Source organism: Hymenobacter siberiensis (assembly GCF_018967845.1).
Taxonomy (GTDB): Bacteria; Bacteroidota; Bacteroidia; order Cytophagales; family Hymenobacteraceae; genus Hymenobacter; species Hymenobacter siberiensis.
The window spans coordinates 1,420,910-1,438,394 of the sequence record NZ_JAHLZZ010000001.1 but is presented as its reverse complement, the minus strand read 5'-3'; the positions used below and the strand labels follow the sequence as shown (position 1 = coordinate 1,438,394).

Genomic DNA, 17,485 nt, shown 5'->3' with positions numbered 1-17,485 from the left:
GAACGGGCCTGACGATGCGAGCAAGATGTTTTGCTGCGCGCTGCATGACCGTTCGGGGACTTTCTAAACAGCTTCAAAGACAGAACGCGAGAAAAAAAGGAGCGGGCGGAAGCCCGTTTTAATTATCAGTGTGGCAGGACCACCGGTCTGACCGCCCCAGGCGGTCAGACCGGTTGAAGTGAGGTCGAAATCGTTGTTACAACAACCAGTCAGACCGCCTGGGGCGGTCAGACCGGAGCCAGTGAAGCATACGCGGCTTCACGTACCTGCCGGGCCCGCAATGCGGCGTTGATGCGGCGGTACTTGGTCCGAAACCGGACCCAGCCCAGCGCCACCAGGGCCAGCCCAAATGGGATGAAAAAGGCCCCAATCCACACAAAAACATACTCCCGAAAGAAATTAATTAGCGACAGGCCCGCAATCACCAGCGCCATGCCCGTGCGCAGGTACGCCAGCCAGGTACGCTCGTTGGCCAGGTTGGTGCGCTCCAACGCCAGCTCGTCGCGGAGGGTGAGGTGGGGAGCAGGCAGCGGAGGCAAAGTGGGCATAGGAAAAAGGGTATACGGGATATTGGCCATCAGAAACGGATTGCCCACGCTTTTGCCGGCGCGTGCTGGTAGCATACGCAGGCAAAAGCGTGGGCAAATCAGGCGGTTACTGCGCGGCCGTCCAGCCGCCGCCGAGGGCGCGGTATAGGTCAATCAGCAGCAGGAACTGCTGGCGGCGGGCGGCCGTCAGGTTCAGCTCGGCATCGAGCACGCTGCGCTGGGCGGTGATGACTTCGATGTAGGTGGCGTAGTTGGCGCGGTAGAGGTCGTTGGCCGTGGCCACGGCATTGGTGAGGGCGTTGACCTCTTGCTGGCGCAGGTCGGCTACTTCGCGGTAGTTTTCGAGGCCGCGCAGGTTGGTAGTCACTTCCTCAAAGCCGATTTGAATGTTTTTTTGGTAGTTGAGGTAGGCGGCGCGATGTTCGGCGGCGCTACGGGCATAGTTGGCCCGCATGGCGCTGCGGTTGAATACCGGGGCGGCCACGCCGGCCAGCAGGCCGTAGGCCAGCGAGCCGGGCGCACTAAAGAGCAGAGCCGGCGTGTAGGCATTCACGCCGAGGTAGGGCCCCAGCGTGAGCGAGGGCAGGAAGGCGGCGCGGGCGGCGGCCACGTCGGCGCGGGCGGCGGTGAGCTGGAGCTCGGCCTGCTGCACATCGGGCCGGCGCAGGAGCATGGTGGCAGGCAGGCCAGCCGATACCGCAGCGGGCACCGCCTGCATGGTGAGGGCCCGGCCGCGCCGAATGGGCTGCGGGTAGCGGCCCAACAGGCGGTTGATGGTGTTCTCGGCGGCGGCAATGCGCTGGCGAGCCTCAGCCGCCAGGCTGCGGGTGCGCAGCAGCTGGGCGGCAAACTGCTGCACGGCTAGCTCGGTGGCCCGCCCACCCAGCTTCTGGATTTTCACCACTTCGAGGGCCCGCTCCTGGTAGGCGCGGTTTTTTTCGAGCACGGCCAACTGGTTGTCGTAGGTCAGCAGCTCGTAGTAGCCGCTGGCCACCTGGGCTACCAACGCAGTTTGCACCAGGCGTCGGCCCTGCTCAGTGGCCAGCAAGCGGGCGTAGGCGGCCTTGCGACGGCTGCGCAGCTTGCCCCAGAGGTCAATCTCCCAGGTGCTGCGGAAGCCCACAAACAGGTCGGGCACGAGGCTGGGCAGGCGGCGGCCGTCGTTGGTGTCGGTGTTGCCCACGCCGCTGTAGTCGGCAAACTTATCGAGGCTGCCCACACCGCCGGCGCTCACCTGCGGGTACAGGGCACCCCGGGCGGCCAGCAGGCCGGCGCGGGCCTGCTCCACCCGTTGCAGGGCAATGGCGAGGTCGGGGTTGGCACGGAGGGCGGTGTCGATGAGGGAAACCAGGGCTGAGTCGGCGAAGAATCGCTGCCAGTCGAGCCGGGCGATGGTGGCGGTGTCGGTGGCCGGGTTCTGAAAGGCGGTGGGGACGGCCGTGGCGCGGGGCTGGGTGACGAGGGGGAGGGAGGCAGTGCAGCTTGTTAAGAAAAGCAGGAGGCCACCTAACGTTCGCCTCACCCCCCGGCCCCCTCTCCGCTGGAGAGGGGGAGCCTGACGACTCGTTGTTGAGTTTGTATCAGAAAAAAGGAATGAGTGAATCAGAGACATAAATCAGTTTTAGTTTTCTATTGCACAAGCTGAAGCATGTGCTACAAGTCGTCTGGCTCCCCCTCTCTGCGGGAGAGGGGGGGCCGGGGGGTGAGGTTACGCGTGGGCTGCCTCGCGCACTTCCTCCTCTGAAAGCGGCTCTTCCACTTTCTCCTTCTTCCCACGCGAAAACAGCACGTACAGCCCCGGAATCAGGATTACCCCGAAGATGGTGCCGATGAACATGCCGCCGGCAGCGGCGGTACCAATGGAGCGGTTGCCCATCGCGCCCGCGCCATCGGCAATGCAGAGCGGGATGAGGCCAGCCACGAAGGCGAACGACGTCATCAGGATGGGGCGCAGGCGGGAGCGGGCGCCTTCCACGGCCGCGTCGAGGGCCGAGAGGCCTTCCTTGCGGCGCAGCACCGCGAATTCGATGATGAGGATGGCGTTTTTGCCCAGCAGGCCCACCAGCATCACCAGCGCCACCTGGGCGTAAATGTTGTTTTCGAGGCCCAGCAGCTTGAGCGCCAGAAAGGCGCCGAAAATGCCCGTGGGCAGGCTCAGCAGCACCGGCAGGGGCAGCAGGAAGCTTTCGTACTGCGCCGCCAGCAGCAGGTACACGAAAATGAGCACCACGCCGAACACGTAGAGTGCCTGGTTGCCGGAGATGATTTGCTCGCGGGTCATGCCGCTCCATTCGTAGCTGTAGCCGCGCGGCAATTCCTTAGCGGCCACTTCCTGAATGGTCTTCACGGCATCGCCGGAGGAGTAGCCGGGGGCGGCGTCGCCGTTCACCTGAGCCGATGTGTACATGTTGTAGCGGGTGAGCTGCTCGGGGCCGTACACGCGCTCCAGGCGCAGGAACGTGGCAAAGGGCACCATCTCACCCCGGTCGTTTTTCACGTACAGTTTCAGCACGTCTTCGGGCTGGGTGCGGGCGCTGGGCAGGGCCTGCACCATCACCTTATACATCTGGCCGAAGCGGATGAAGTTGGAGGCGTAGTTCGCGCCCATCAGGGTTTGCAGGGTGCTCATGGCCCGCTCCACGGTCACGCCTTTTTTGGCGGCCAGGTCGGTATCGAGGTGGATGAGGTACTGCGGGAAATTGGGGTCGAAGCCGGAGAACGTGCCCTCGATGGCCGGCGTAGCGTTCAGGGCCTTGATGAAGCGCTGCGTAACTTTCGCGGTCTGCTGCAAATCGCCGCGCCCGGTGCGGTCCAGCACCCGGAAGTCGAAGCCGCCGGCGTTGCCGAAGCCCGGCACCGTGGGCGGCGTGAAGAACTGAATCTGGGCATCGGTGATGCCGCGGGTTTTGGCTTTCAGCTCGTTGATGATGTCGGTGGTCGACTGCTCACGCTTGTCCCAGGCGGCGAGGTTAATCATGCCCATGCCGTAGCTGGCGCCCGACACGTCGTTGAGCAAGCTGTAGCCGGCCAGGGTCGAAACCGACTCTACCGGACCCAGCTTGCTGGCCACGCGCTGCACCTTATCGAGCACGCGCTGGGTGCGCTCCACGGTGGCGCCGGGCGGCGTGGTTACGTTGATGTACACCATGCCCTGGTCCTCGCTCGGGATGAAGCCGGTGGGCAGAATCCGGCTCACGCCCCAGGTGGCGGCGAAGAAGAACAGCAGCATGGCCACCGTAATCAGGCGGCGCGAAGCCACCGTGCGCACCAGCCCCTGGTAGCGGTCGGCAAAGGCTTCGTAGCGGCGGTTGAAGCCGGCGAAAAACCGGCCCATCAGGCCCGTGCGCTCGCTGTCTTCTTTAGGCTCTTTCAGCAAAAGCGCACAAAGGGCGGGCGTGAGCGTCAGGGCATTCACGCCCGAAATGACAATGGCAATGGCCAGCGTGAGCGAAAACTGCCGGTAGAACACGCCCACCGGCCCGCTCATAAACGACACCGGAATAAACACCGCCGACATCACCAGCGTGATGGCGATGATGGCCCCACCGATTTCGCCCATGGCCGCCAACGTGGCGTCCATGGCGCTGAGGTGCTCCTCGTGCATCTTGGCGTGCACGGCCTCCACCACCACAATGGCGTTATCGACCACAATGCCAATGGCCAGCACCAGCGCAAACAGGGTGAGCAGGTTGATGCTGAAGCCCATGATTTTCATGAAAAACAGCGTGCCCACCAGCGCCACCGGCACGGCCAGCGCCGGAATCAGCGTCGAGCGCCAGTCCTGCAAAAACAGGAATACAATCACGAACACCAGCAAAAATGCCTCGACCAGCGTGCGCAGCACTTCGTGAATACTGGCATCGAGGAAGCGTGATACATCGTAGCTGATGCTATAGCGCATGCCGGGCGGGAAGTTGGTTTTCTGCAGCTCGGCCATGCGCGCCTTCACGGCGTCAATTACGTCCGAAGCATTGGAGCCGGGCAGCTGCTTGAGCATGATGGCGGCCGAGGGCTGGCCGTTCGATTTCGAAGTCATGCGGTAGGTCTGCGCGCCGAATTCCACGTCGGCCACGTCCTGCAGGCGCAGCACCGAGCCGTCGGGGTTGGCCCGCACCACCAGCTGGCGGTACTGCTCCGGCTCGAAAAGCTTGCCCGTGTAGCGCAGCACGTATTGCAGCGCCTGGGCGCCCTGGCCCGAGCTTTCGCCCGAACGCCCGGGAGCCGCCTCAATATTCTGGGCCTGAATGGCGGTTACAATCTCATCAGCCCCCAGCTTGTAGGCCAGCATCCGGTCGGGCTTGAGCCACACGCGCATGGCGTATTCGCGGCTGCCCATAATCTCAGCCAAACCCACGCCTTTGATGCGCTTGAGCTCCTGCAACACGTTGATATCTGCAAAGTTGTAGATAAACTTCTCGCCCACGCTCTTGTCGTCGCTCACCACGTTCAGGTAGAGTAGCATGGAGTTTACCTCCTTCTCAGTGGTCACGCCGGCCTTGATAACTTCCTCCGGCAATTCGTCGATAATGGTGGTCACGCGGTTCTGCACGGCCACGGCAGCCAGGTCGGGGTCGGTGCCCACTTCGAAGAATACCTCCACCAGCGTGGTGCCGTTGTTGGTCGTCACCGTATTCATGTACGTCATGCCCGGTACGCCGTTGATGGCGCGCTCCAGCGGCGTGGCCACGGCCTTGGCGCAGACTTCGGCATTGGCGCCATTGTATTTGGCCCGCACCGTGACGGATGGCGGCACAATGTCGGGAAACTGCGTAACCGGCAGCACAAACAGTGCCCCCACCCCCAGTAGGGTGATGAATAGGGAAATAACGAGCGATAAAACCGGCCGCCGGATGAAGATATTGAACATAGAATCGGGATTTTATCAGACCGTCATGCAGAGCGCGGCGAAGCATCTCGCATAGGGTAGTAATTCAATCGTGAGAAATGGATTAGTGGTAGCACGCGAGATGCTTCGACTGCGCTCAGCATGACGTTCTTTTAGGGCGATGCGAAGCGTTTACTCGTTCGCCGCCACGCTCTTCAGCGTCACCGCACGCCCGGCAATGTGGGTGCCGTCGCGCAGGTCCTGGATGCCTTCGCACACCACCTGCTCACCCGGCTTCAGCCCGGATTTCACCACATAGTAGGCCGCCAGGCGGCTTTTGGGCAGGAAGCTCTGCTGATGCACGATGCCCTTGGCATCCAGCACATATACGTAGTATTTATCCTGCTGCTCAAACACCGCTTTCTGCGGCACCAGCACGGCATCGGATACGGTGTTGGCCAGGCGCACCTTGCCGGTCGCGCCGTGCTTGAGAATGCGCTTCGGATTACCGAAACGGGCCCGGAAGGCAATGGCGCCGGTGTTAGACTCGAACTCACTTTCCACGGTTTCAATCTTGCCGGGGGGCGAGTAGAGGGAGCCGTCGGCCAGCACCAGCCGCACCATATTCGTGCTGCGGGCCGAGTCCTGGGCGCGGGTTTTGATGAACTCCAGGTAATCGGCTTCCGACACGTTGAAGTAGGCGAATACCTCGCTCGCGTCCGATACCGTCGTGAGCAGCGTGCCATCGTCCACGAGGCTGCCTACTTTCAGCAGCTCGCGGTTTACCACCCCGTCGAAGGGGGCGCGTACCAGCGTGTAGCTGAGCATGAGGGCGGCATTGCTTTCGGCCGAGCGGGCCTGGGCCACGTTGGCTTCGGCGGCATTCAGCTGGGCGCGGGCCACGTCGAGCTCCGAGGCGGTAATGACGTTTTTGGCGGTGAGCATCTTCACGCGGTCCAGCTGCAGGGCTGCCACGCGGGCCTGGGCAATGGCATTGCTCAGGCCCGCGTGCAGGCGGGCCAGCTTGGTGCGGTATTCGGCGGCCGAAATCTGGAACAGGGGCTGGCCCTTCTTCACCACGTGGCCTTCATCAACAAAGATTTTTTCGATGTAGCCCTTCACCCGTGCTCGCAGCTCCACGTTGCGTTCGGCCTGAATCTCGGCCACGTATTCGCGGGTAAGCACGGTATCGTGGGCTACGAGGCGCACCACGGGCAACTCCAGCGGCTGGTCGTCTTTAGTGGGCGTGTTGCCTTCCCCACTGCCGCAGCCGGTGAGAGCGGCCCCGCCCAGCACGGGCAGCAGTAAAACAAGGCAGTGGCGGAATAAGCTGGGCAATGGTACAGACATAGAGGGAATAACGAAAAATTTAGACGCTTGGGTATCATTACATCAAAATAGATGGAAGAATCGATATACTCGTACTCAGGGCAGCAGGGCCAGCAGCTCCTCATCCACGGCATCGGGCCGGACGGCCGAGGCACGGGGCGTGACCAAGTAGCAGCGGGCCATGAAATCGAGCAGCACCTGGCCCTGGTGCACAACGGCCGTGTGCTGGTCGGCCGACCATTCCACCACCGGGTCGGCGGCCAGAATGGCGCGGTGCCACCACGAAAGCGAAGCCGCCGAACGGCCCAGACGGCGCACCATGTCGCAGCGCAGTTGGATAACGGCCTGCCACTGGGCGGCGGGCGAAAGGGCGGAGAAGCTGGTGGTCGTCATGGCAACGGCGGAAAAAGGATGAATGAGAAAGGAGAAGGGAGTAGAAATGAAGCGCTAGTAGCTGGTGCGGCAGGCGTCTTCGGCCATGCGGCAGGCATCGGTGCAGCGGCGGCTGAAGTCGCCGGGATGCTGGGTGGTTTCGTCGGCGCAAGCGCGGCACAGCTCAGCGCACTCGCGCAGGATGTAGCGGAAGTGCTCGGAGCCGCGCGCCACGAACACGCCGGCCAGCTGGCACAGGTCGGCGCAGTCGCGGCCCAGGCGCATGCTGCGCGCCCGGCTCGGGAGGTTGGGCTCATTCCAGCTGTAGGCAATGAACTCGTTGCAGGCCGTGGCGCAGGTAAAGAGGGCATCGAGCAGCACCTGCTGGCGGGGCAGCATTTCGGCATGTGCCGGAGCAGTCGAATAGGAAGGAGGAAACATGGTGTTGGGCGGGGTTAAGAATAGCGTGAGGTATCAGGGACGGACGGCCAGTAGCGAATCGGCCGGTGCGGCGGCGGGCTGCCGCAGCGAATCGGGCGGCAGCAGCAAGGCAGTGGGCACACGCAGCTGGGCCTCCAGCTCCTGGTCAAAGGCATGAGTTTCGAGCCGCAGCAAACAGTAAAAGTTGAACGCCGTCGACAGCACCAGGGCCCCCACCAACAGGTAGAGCAGCATGCGCGGACGGGTTTGAGCGGTTCTCTTCATAGCAAAGCCAGTGGCAGTGTTGGCTACAAAGGACCCCAACCGGTATTAACCTGGCCTGAATGCGAGATTAAAAAACATTAAAATGTGCGCGGAAAACGACTGTCATCCTGAGCATTCTGCGATTAAAGCAGAGACGAAGGACCTTCTCACGTCCGCGCCGACAGAATTACTGCAAGCCGTTCCAGCATGATAAGGTCCTTCGTCTCTGCTTTAATCGCAGAATGCTCAGGATGACAGTCGTTTTCCGTTACTTCCTACCCCACCACCGGCAGGCGCAGCGTGGCCGTGGTACCCTGCCCCGGCTCCGAGGCCAGCACCAGCGTGCCGCCGTGGCGCTGCGCAATCTTCTGCGTCACGGCCAAGCCGATGCCGTAGCCAGGCTGCTGGCGGCCGTTTTCGGCTCGGTACAGCGGCTCGAACACCCGCGCCAAATCAGAGGGGGCAATGCCGATGCCGGTATCGGCCACGGCTACCTGCACGGTTTCGGGGTTGGCGTAGCCCAGGGTGGCGCGCACCTCAGCGGCCGAGTATTTGCAGGCGTTGTCGAGCAGGTTGAGCAGGGCCGTGGTGAGGAGCTGAGCATTGCCGGCCACGGCAAAGGGCGTATCCAGTTGGTCGGGCACATCGCCGAAAGCCACCTGCACCAGCCGGCCGGGGTGGCGGGCCTGGCACTGGGCCACGGCCTGGGTCAGGCACTCGTCGAGGCGCACGGGTTCACGGCGGCCGCCCATCTCGCCGGCCTGGGCCAGGGCCAGCAGGCCGTTGGTGATGCCCATCAGCTGGCGCAAATCTTCTACGGCCGAGGCCATACTTTCCTGGGCGTCGGGCAGAGTTTCATCGTAGGCCAGGGCGGTTTGCAGGGTGCCCAGGGCCACGGTGAGGGGCGTGCGCAACTCGTGCGAGGCGTGGCTCACGAAGCTGCGCTGGGCCTCGAAAGCCTGTTCCAGTCCGCCCAGCATCTGGTTGAAGGTAATGGCCAGTTGCGCGATTTCGTCGGTACCGTTGCCTTCATCCACGCGGCGGCTCAGCTCGCGGGCGGTTATTTTTTTCACCTGCTTCACCACCCGGGCAATGGGTTTCAGCGACTCGTCGGCGAAGTACCAGCCGGCCAGAATGATAAGCACCAGCGCCCCCACGTTGCCGGCCAGCAAAATCAGCCGCAGACTGGCTAGCTGGGCCCAGCCCAGCTCGTCGTAGCCGGCCGCAAACAGCCGGTAGGGCTGCCCCGCCGGTCCGTAATTGAAACCCACCGCATCGAGTGGCCCGGCGCGGAAGCGCACCAGCGGTGCGCCAGTGGCCAAGCGTGGCAATTGGCTCTGGTTAGCCTGCTGCGGCACGGTGTCGGCGCTCACGTAAATCAGCCGGTTATCCGGCGCGTAAATGCTGATTTCCTCCTGCTCGATGGTGAGCAAGTCGCTGCGGCTAAAGGTGCGGCGCACGGCCCCGGCCGAGTCGGCGGGCGCAGTGCGCAGGTGCAGGCGGGCCGTCATAATTGCCTTGCCCGCCAGCCGCCGCGTGAAGCGCTGCTCCCGCGCCGCCGCGTGGAAGTAGTACACAAACGCCGAAAACCCGAGCTGAATGGCCAGCACGAGCAGCGTAAAGCGCAGAATCAACTTGTTGCGAATCAGCATGAATTGTAGCGCGGACTTTTAGTCCGTGAGTATTATTATTCAACTCGCGGACTAAAAGTCCGCGCTACTTTACCCACCCTCCCGAGCCACGTAGCCCATGCCCACCACGGTATGAATCAACTTCATACCGAACCCCTTGTCCATCTTCTTGCGCAGGTGGCTCACATACACGTCGATGATATTGGTATTGGTATCGAAGTTCAAATCCCAGACTTTCTCGGCAATATCGACCCGCGAAATCACCCGGTTGCGGTTCAGCAACAGGTACTCGAGCAGGCCATATTCCTTGGTGGTGAGCTCGATGCGCTGGCCGGCGCGGGTCACGGCCTTGGTGTCGAGGTTTAGCTCCAAATCGGCCAGGCGCAGCACCTGCTTCACGGCGGTGGCCTCGGTGCCGCGCCGGGTGAGCACCCGCGCACGCAGTAGCAATTCCTTGAACTCGAAGGGCTTGACGAGGTAGTCGTCGGCCCCGGCCTCGAAGCCAGTCACCTTGTCGTCGAGGCTATCTAGGGCCGTGAGCAGGAGCACCGGCAGGCGCGGGTAGTCGGCCCGGATGAGCCGGCACAGCTCAAAGCCGTTGATGTGGGGCAGGTTCACGTCCAGAATCACCAGGTCGTAGGGCTGCTGCCGCACCATCGAGAGCCCCATCTGGCCGTCGTAGGCCACATCCAGCTCGTAGCCTTCGTGCCGAAAGCCTTTGCTGACAAACGTGGCGAGCTTGGGCTCATCCTCAACGAGTAGTAGTTTCATGGCAAAGAAAAATATGCTGAAGAGCGAAAGGTCGGAACGTCATGGTGGAGTTGTTTAGAAAGTCCCCGAACGGTCATGCTTCGCTGCGCTCTGCATGACCGTTCGGGGACTTTCTAAACAGCTTCGCTACTAAACAGCCGCCGACAACCCCATTAAATCGTCGCGTAGCTCCCGGTAGTCGGCCCGTACCTGGTCAAGGTCGTAGCTGGTGGTGAGGGTGGCTTCGGCCGCTGCCAGTATGAGGTCGGCCTGCTGGCGCAGGGCAGCACGGCTGGCCGTTGCGTGGCATTCGGCCGCGATGGTGCGCAGCGCCACCAGCTGGCGCAGGTAAATAGCCAACGCGTTCGCCGCGTTGGTGCGAATCTGGTCGAAAGCCGTGCCCAGGTAACCGGCAAAGTCGGGCCCCGTGGTTAGCACGCGCACCTGCCCTTCCGCCGCCCGCAGCGGGCTGGCGAGCTGCCGATTGGCCAGCAGCCGCAGCAGCGCACCCAGCCGGTCCACGCACATCACTGCCGTGGTGGTATCGTTGATGCCCGGGGAAAGGGCTTTCATGGCAATATCCACCAGCTGTCGCAGGCCGAAGCCCACGTCTTGGTCGAGGGTGCGCTGGTCGCCGAAGCGGTAGCTGTCGTCCAGGCGGTCGGCGAGCTCATCGGCCGGGGGCAGGGTGTGGCCGTCGGGGCTGGCTACCGCTACCAGCGGCGCGCCCTTCACAATAAAGCTGCCAATGGCCTGCTCCATGCGCACCACCACATTGGCCTGCTCGGCAAAAGCCAGCAGCGCATCATAATCCACGCCCTGAATGTAGCCCGTGACCGGGGCCGGCACCAGCTGCCAGCGCAGGTCCGGGCCGGCGGCCAGGTCGGCACGCTCGGTGGGGGTGGCGGGCTCACCCAGCCGGGCCGGAAACACCTTGTCGAGCAGCTTCTCCGTTTCGGCCGCCACGCCCGCCACAATGTTGGCCGCCTGAATGGAGGTGGCAATATGATGGATAAAGAAAATCAGCATGCCGATGCTCACCAAGGCCAGCACCAGCCCGAAGGCCACGGCCAGGGGCGGCACAAACGAACCTTCGTCGCCCCCACGAATGGTGCGCAGCACCACCAGACAGTACACGAAAATACTTACAAAAAAGCCCATTACCACTTGGTTGGTACGGTCGCGCATGAAATTGTGCAGCAGGCGCGAGGTGTACTGGCTGGCCACCTGCGCCAGCGTGGCCAGCGTGAGCGAGAAGGTGAGGCCCGCCACCGTAATCATGGAGCCGGCAATGGCCGCAAGCATGCCGCGCGCGCCATCGGCCCCCGCCCCAAACAGCAGCGGAAACCGCGCCGTCCACTTCGCCCCGATGTACACGTCGAACACTACCAGCCAGTACGCGGCAAACAGCGAGGCCACGACCATCATCGTCGGCACAAACCAGAGGCTGGAATCCAGCTTCAGCCACAAGGCTTTCAGTTTATTCATATGTCCCGGTTTACTGCCTCCCCGGCCTTACGGTTGTGCGGGCGGGGCCGGCGGTGCGGTGTTGCCAACCTCAGACACCTGAATTGATGTCAAACCTGGCGCGCCCATTTGGCTAGATGTATAGAAGCTGTTTAGAAAGTCACAAAAGGTACTCAAACGGTCATGCTTCGCTGCGCTCTGCATGACCGTTCGGGGACTTTCTAACCAACTCCATAGGCCCAAGAAGTAACAGTGCGTTTTCCGGTCTGGAATTCCACACATAATTATGGGGTATATACGCCTCGGCATCGCCTTCACAGGCCCGGGTTTGGCGTGAAGTCAGTAGGTGTGACCTGAGCAAAGAAAAGGCCCGCTAACAAACTGTAACCAGTTTGTTAGCGGGCCTTTTCTTTGCTCCCTCCTGGGTGCGCCATATGCCCTAATGCAGTCAAAAACGCGGTTTTTAGGTCGAATTTGTCCCGGTTTATGTCCCGAAATCAGGTTGTATCCCGGTTTTGTGTGCCCGCTCCGGTCCTTGATAAATACAATTCACTAAAATATCATATTTCTCCACCCCACCACCTACGTCAGCCCCAACTGCTTGAATTTACGATGCAGCAGCGCCAGGTAGCCCTCCTTCAGCTCGGGCGTTAGAAAGCTTTCCGCCAGCAGCTTCTCCCAGGCCGGCCGGACGCGGACAAACCGGCTAAATACCCCGTCATCACCTTCTCATCTACGCCAGCCCGCTGCGCCGCCGCCAGAAAGTCCTCCGGCCGCAGCTTCTCCTTTTTGCCGTTCAGCGTCAGCGTCAGCTCCTCCGTGTCGGCCGGATTCATCAGCGCCGTGGCCACCAGGTCGTAGGCCGGGGCCAGCCCATGGCCCTGACCCGGCAGCGGCTGGAGGCCCGCGACTTCGGCACGGTGGCAGCGGTGGCCGACGCGGTGGGCTTTGCCTCGGCCAAGCACTTCAGCAACCTCTACGCCGAGCGGTTTGGCCGCCGGCCCAGCGACTACCGCGCGCCCAAAAACCAGCGCTTCTGACGGAACGTGGAGCCGCGCCGGCGGGCCCGGGCCCGGGCCCGCCGGTGGAAAACCCGCCCATCCGCTGGCCAAAGAAGAGTAAATCCCTATCAAAAGGCTTTAAATTTTGCATTAGGCGAAGATTGGCAGAAATTTAACCCGTTTCCAATATAATTATACCATTTTGTAAAACAATAATTAAATGTCGAGGTTAATTATTTCGGAGACCAATGTCCCAAATTACCCGCGTGCTGGCGGTTTGTACCGTGCGCACCACCGCTCAACTGCTTTTTGCTCATCTAAATTTCATGTTTCCTATGCAGCACTTTCTACAAATTACGGCCCCGCCGCGGCGCGGTCTTGGCCGGTTCCTGGTGCTACTCTGCGGGCTGCTGGCCGCCGCGCCCGCCGCCTTCGCCCAGACCGGCTCGGTGGGCATCGGCACCACCACCCCCGCGGCCTCGGCCGCGCTCGACGTGAGCAGCACCAGCAAGGGCCTGCTGCCCCCGCGCCTGACCCAGGCCCAGCGCGATGCCATCGCCAGCCCGGCCGCCGGCCTGACCCTTTACAACACCACCACTGGCAAGTTCAACATCTGGAACGGCACGAGCTGGGACGCGGCCCTGAGCGCCACCGAGCGGCCCGTTATAAACCCCAGCGCCACCTTCGCCTACACCGGCACGGTGCAAAACTACACCGTGCCGGCGGGCGTGTTCCGCCTGCAAGTGGATGCCAAAGGCGCGGCGGGCGGCACCGGGAGCGGGTCGTTCATCGGCAACTTCGGTGGGGCCGGGGCGCGGGTGCAAGCCACCCTGAGCGTGAGTCCGGGCCAGGTGCTGCGAATTCTGGTGGGGGGCAACGGGCTCTATAACAACGCCCAGAGTAGCGGCGGCTACAACGGCGGAGGAACCAATGTAGAAGGTGGCGGGGCCGGGGGCGGGGCCACCGATGTGCGCACCACCGGTGGCGCCCTCACCGACCGCCTGCTGGTGGCGGGCGGCGGCGGCGGCGGCGGCTTAAACCAGTTCGGCTCGCAAGGGGGCGCGGGCGGGGCACCGACCGGGGGCAGCGGCAGCTTCACGAGCAGTAACGGTGCCATTACCTTTTTGGCCACCGGGGGCACCCAGACGGCGGGCGGCAGCATTGGCGGCGTGCTGGGCACGGGCGGCAACGGCCGCGGCACCGTACCTAGCGGCGGCTTCAGCGGCGGCGGCGGCGGGGGTGGCGGCTACTACGGCGGCGGTGGCAGCGATGGCAGCGGCGGCTACAGCGGCGGCGGCGGCGGCTCGTCGTGGGTGACGCCCGCGGACAGCTCGGCCAGCACGTTCACGGCCGGGGCCAATGCCGGCAATGGCAGCCTCACCCTCACCCCGAAAGTGGAGTACGCCGCCCCGGTCCTCGACGGCAGCAACTTCGTGAACCTGCCCGGCTGGAGCCTGAGCGGGGCCGACGTGTACCGCCCCGCCGGCAGCGTGGGCGTAGGCACCAACGGCAGCCCCGCGGCTTCGGCCGCGCTGGAAGTGAGCAGCACCAGCAAGGGCCTGCTGCCCCCGCGCCTGACCACGGCGCAGCGCGATGCCATCGCCAGCCCGGCCGCCGGCCTGACCCTTTACAACACCACCACCGGCAAGCTCAACACCTGGAACGGCACGAGCTGGGACGCGACCCTGAGCGCCACCGAGCAGCCTTTTCAGAACCCCAGCGTCACCTTCGGCTACACCGGCACGGTGCAAAACTACACCGTGCCGGCGGGCGTGACCAGCCTGCAAGTGGATGCACGGGCAGGTTCGGGCGGCACCGGGAGCGGGTCGCTCAGCGTCAACGTGGGCGGGGCCGGGGCGCGGGTGCAAGCCACCCTGAGCGTGAGTCCGGGCCAGGTGCTACAAATTCTGGTGGGGGCAGGCGGGGGCTTCACGGCGGGCACCAACACCGGCGGCGGCTACAACGGCGGCGGGTCCGCCCGTGCCGGCGGGACCGGGGGCGGGGCCACCGACCTGCGCGGCTCCGGTGGCACCCTCGCCGACCGCCTGCTGGTGGCGGGCGGCGGCGGCGGCGGCGGCTACCAAGGGAGCCAGAACAGCTCGCAAGGGGGCGCGGGCGGGGCACCCACCGGGGGCAACGGCACCGTTGGCAGCAGCGGTACCATTTCGGCCACCGGGGGCACCCAGACGGCGGGCGGCACCACGGGCGGCGGCCAGGGCACGGGCGGCGGCGGTAGCACAACCGGCGCCGGCGGCGGCGGCGGCGGCGGCTACTACGGCGGCGGCGGCAGCACCAACTCCGGCGGCGGCGGCGGCGGCTCGTCGTGGGTGACGCTCACGGGCAGCTCGGCCACCACGTTCACGACCGGGGCCAATACCGGCAACGGCAGCCTCACCATTACCACTGGCGGCGTGTACACCGCCCCGACCCTGGACGGCAGTAACTTCGTGAACGTGCCCGGCGACAACCTGGGCAACCACACCGCCACCCAAAACCTCGACCTGGCCGCGAACCAGCTGGTGGGCAACGGCGGCAGCACCGGCCTGGTCATTAGCAGCAGCGGTAGCGTGGGCATCGGCACCACCAGCCCCAACCAGCGCCTGGACGTGCGCACGAGCGACGGCACGGCCCGCATCGTGGTGGGCACCACCGCCAACACGGGCGGCGGCATTGCCTTCGGTAACACCGGCCACGGCATCCAGCGCGGCTTCCCCACCCTCAACGCCGACAACAACGTGGGCTTCTACACCACCGCAGGCAACCTCTACCTGGCCGCCAATGGGGCCGTGACCAACCAGTTTGTGCTTACTAACGGCGGCAACGTGGGTATCGGCACCAGCGCGGCCCCCGCCGCCAAGCTCGACGTGGTGGGCAACGTGCGCGTGGGCGCCGCCAACACCGTAGGCGAGATACTCACCAACACTACCGGCACAAACAACATGCTGGCCGTGGCCTACGGCAAGGCCGGGGGCGGCTCCACCTTGGTGTCCGGCGGCAGCGGCAACTACGGTGTGGGCCGCGGCACGGGGGTGTACGACATCTCCTTCTCGGTCAGCAGTGGCCTGAGCGGGGTCGATTTCCGCAACGTCACCGTCAACGCGACCCTCTTCGGCGACACACCTGGCTTCATCACCTACGACGGTGGCGTGGGCTTCATCAGGGTGCGGACTTTCAACACTAGCGGAGTCCTCAGCTCAAACTACTTCTTCTCCTTCTCGGTGTTTACGCCCTAAGGACCAGCCGGGAGGCCGGCGGCGCCCCGTAGCCTACTTCCTGGTTCAGCCGGAAGGTAGGGTACGGGGCGCCTCAGGTGCTCTCCGGCTGAGCCGGGGGGTAGGCTAGGCGGCGGCGGCTCGAAGCGGGGCAAGGGCAGGCCCAGCGCTGACCCAGGCCGCCGCACCTCACGGCCGAGCTGCCCCGGCGCTTTTCCTCCACTTGTCATCAACTGCTTCCGATGAAAATAGCACTCACCCTCGCCCTGCTGCTGCCCGCCCTCGCCGGCCTGGCCCAGCCTACCCTCACCAACGACGGGGCCACCCTGAGCGTCGGCCCCGGCACCATGCTCTACGTGGCCGGTGCCGTGCAGAACAACGCCGGCAGCACCCTCCTCAACGCCGGCACCGTGCAGCTCACCGGCGACCTGACCAACGCCGGCACCCTCGCTTCGGCCGGCACGCTGCTGTTTGGCGGGGCCGCCAACCAGGTATTTACGCCCGGTGCGGCCACCGTGGCCACGCTCGTGCTGAATAACACCGGGGCCCCCGGCCAGCGCACCCTCGCCCTGCCCGCCGACCTCGCCGTGGGCACCGCCCTGACGCTGCAAAGCGGCCTGCTGCGCACGGCCCCCGCCGCCACCCTCACCCTGCCCGACGGCGCTACGCTCAGCGGCGAAGGCCCCGGCCAGTACGTGCAGGGCAACCTGCGCATCATCCGGGCCGCCGGTAGTGGGGTGCTCGATTTCGGCCACGGCCTAAGCCTGGACCGCAGCGGCCTGGGCCGGGTCACGGCCACCCGCACCGCCGGCCTGCTGACGGACAACCTGAGCCGGGGCGTGAACCTGGGCAATACCGCCTACCAAGGCATCGACCGCATCTGGACCGTGGAAACCGCCGCCGCCCCCGCCGCCGCCGTGCCCGTGACCCTGAGTTGGCTGGCCGACGACGACAACAGCCTGAGCAGCTTCGCGGCCGCCCAGGCCTGGCGCGCCGACCCCGGCACCAGCGCCTGGGGCAAGGCCGGCAGCCCGGCAGCCGCCACGGTGGCCGGCAGCAGCCGCAGCTTCTCGTTTGCCACCGCCGCGCTGGGCCGCCTCACCATCAGCAACGCGGCCAACCCGCTGCCCGTCGAACTGGCCCGCTTCACGGCCGAGCCGCTGGGGGCCGACGCGCTGCTGCGCTGGGCCACGGCCTCGGAAAAGAACAACGACCGGTTTGAGGTGGAAGCCAGCGCCGACGGACGCACGTTCCGGCGCATCGGCCAGGTGCCCGGCCACGGCAGCAGCAGCCAGCCCCACGAGTACCAGCTCGTCGACCCGGCCATTGCCCGCTACGCCGCCAGCCTGGTCTACTACCGCCTGCGGCAGGTTGATGCCGACGGCACGTTCGCCTACTCGCCCGTGCGCACCGTGGCCGCGCGTGGGCTGGCCGGGCTGGCCCTGTTCCCGAACCCGACCAAGCAGGCCGCCACGCTCACCGGCGCGGAGCCGGGCGTGGCCGTCACCGTGTTCGATGCCGTGGGCCGGCTGGTACTGACCCTCCCGGCCGATGCCGCCGGCACCGCCGTACTCACCTTGCCCAACGGCTTTGCCACGGGCGTGTACGTGGTGCGCACGGGCAGTAAAGCCCTGCGCCTCACGGTGGAGTAAGATATAACGGCATT

The 17,485-nt window shown here is 64.6% G+C and carries 13 protein-coding genes; 3 read left to right on the top strand and 10 right to left on the bottom strand.

Annotated elements, in window-relative coordinates:
- Positions 1–227 precede the first annotated feature (227 nt).
- From KQ661_RS06090 to KQ661_RS06045, 10 genes are all read right to left on the bottom strand, one after another.
- The gene (locus KQ661_RS06090; RefSeq protein WP_216679823.1) at positions 228–548 is read right to left on the bottom strand and encodes a DUF202 domain-containing protein; all 321 of its coding nucleotides are present in this window, start codon (positions 546–548) and stop codon (positions 228–230) included.
- A gap of 106 nt (positions 549–654) precedes the next feature.
- On the bottom strand, positions 655–2,070 hold the full coding sequence (locus KQ661_RS06085) for an efflux transporter outer membrane subunit (RefSeq protein ID WP_317196074.1): 1,416 nt from the start codon (positions 2,068–2,070) through the stop codon (positions 655–657).
- Positions 2,071–2,256: 186 nt separating this feature from the next.
- Entirely contained in the window at positions 2,257–5,415 is a 3,159-nt protein-coding gene (locus tag KQ661_RS06080) for an efflux RND transporter permease subunit (protein WP_216685927.1), read from the bottom strand.
- A gap of 150 nt (positions 5,416–5,565) precedes the next feature.
- The gene (locus KQ661_RS06075; protein WP_216679820.1) at positions 5,566–6,723 is read right to left on the bottom strand and encodes an efflux RND transporter periplasmic adaptor subunit; all 1,158 of its coding nucleotides are present in this window, start codon (positions 6,721–6,723) and stop codon (positions 5,566–5,568) included.
- A 75-nt stretch (positions 6,724–6,798) separates the two neighbouring features.
- On the bottom strand, positions 6,799–7,095 hold the full coding sequence (locus tag KQ661_RS06070; protein ID WP_216679819.1) for a hypothetical protein: 297 nt from the start codon (positions 7,093–7,095) through the stop codon (positions 6,799–6,801).
- 54 nt (positions 7,096–7,149) lie between these two features.
- A complete protein-coding gene (locus KQ661_RS06065; RefSeq protein ID WP_216685926.1) occupies positions 7,150–7,515 on the bottom strand; it encodes a four-helix bundle copper-binding protein in 366 nt (121 codons plus the stop codon).
- A 33-nt stretch (positions 7,516–7,548) separates the two neighbouring features.
- Entirely contained in the window at positions 7,549–7,779 is a 231-nt protein-coding gene (locus tag KQ661_RS06060; protein WP_216679817.1) for a hypothetical protein, read from the bottom strand.
- A 254-nt stretch (positions 7,780–8,033) separates the two neighbouring features.
- The gene (locus KQ661_RS06055; RefSeq protein ID WP_216685925.1) at positions 8,034–9,410 is read right to left on the bottom strand and encodes a sensor histidine kinase; all 1,377 of its coding nucleotides are present in this window, start codon (positions 9,408–9,410) and stop codon (positions 8,034–8,036) included.
- Between the two features lie 69 nt (positions 9,411–9,479).
- Entirely contained in the window at positions 9,480–10,160 is a 681-nt protein-coding gene (locus KQ661_RS06050; RefSeq protein WP_168672278.1) for a response regulator transcription factor, read from the bottom strand.
- Between the two features lie 129 nt (positions 10,161–10,289).
- Positions 10,290–11,627 (bottom strand): DUF2254 domain-containing protein, encoded by a 1,338-nt coding sequence (locus KQ661_RS06045; RefSeq protein ID WP_216679815.1) that lies wholly within the window; start codon positions 11,625–11,627, stop codon positions 10,290–10,292.
- Between the two features lie 854 nt (positions 11,628–12,481).
- Between KQ661_RS06045 and KQ661_RS06040 the strand changes: the two genes are divergently transcribed.
- From KQ661_RS06040 to KQ661_RS06030, 3 genes are all read left to right on the top strand, one after another.
- Positions 12,482–12,646, top strand: a complete 165-nt coding sequence (locus KQ661_RS06040; RefSeq protein WP_216685924.1) for a helix-turn-helix domain-containing protein — start codon at positions 12,482–12,484, stop codon at positions 12,644–12,646.
- Positions 12,647–12,942: 296 nt separating this feature from the next.
- Positions 12,943–15,840, top strand: a complete 2,898-nt coding sequence (locus tag KQ661_RS06035) for a beta strand repeat-containing protein (protein WP_216685923.1) — start codon at positions 12,943–12,945, stop codon at positions 15,838–15,840.
- A gap of 221 nt (positions 15,841–16,061) precedes the next feature.
- Entirely contained in the window at positions 16,062–17,471 is a 1,410-nt protein-coding gene (locus KQ661_RS06030; protein ID WP_216685922.1) for a T9SS type A sorting domain-containing protein, read from the top strand.
- Positions 17,472–17,485: the final 14 nt, after the last annotated feature.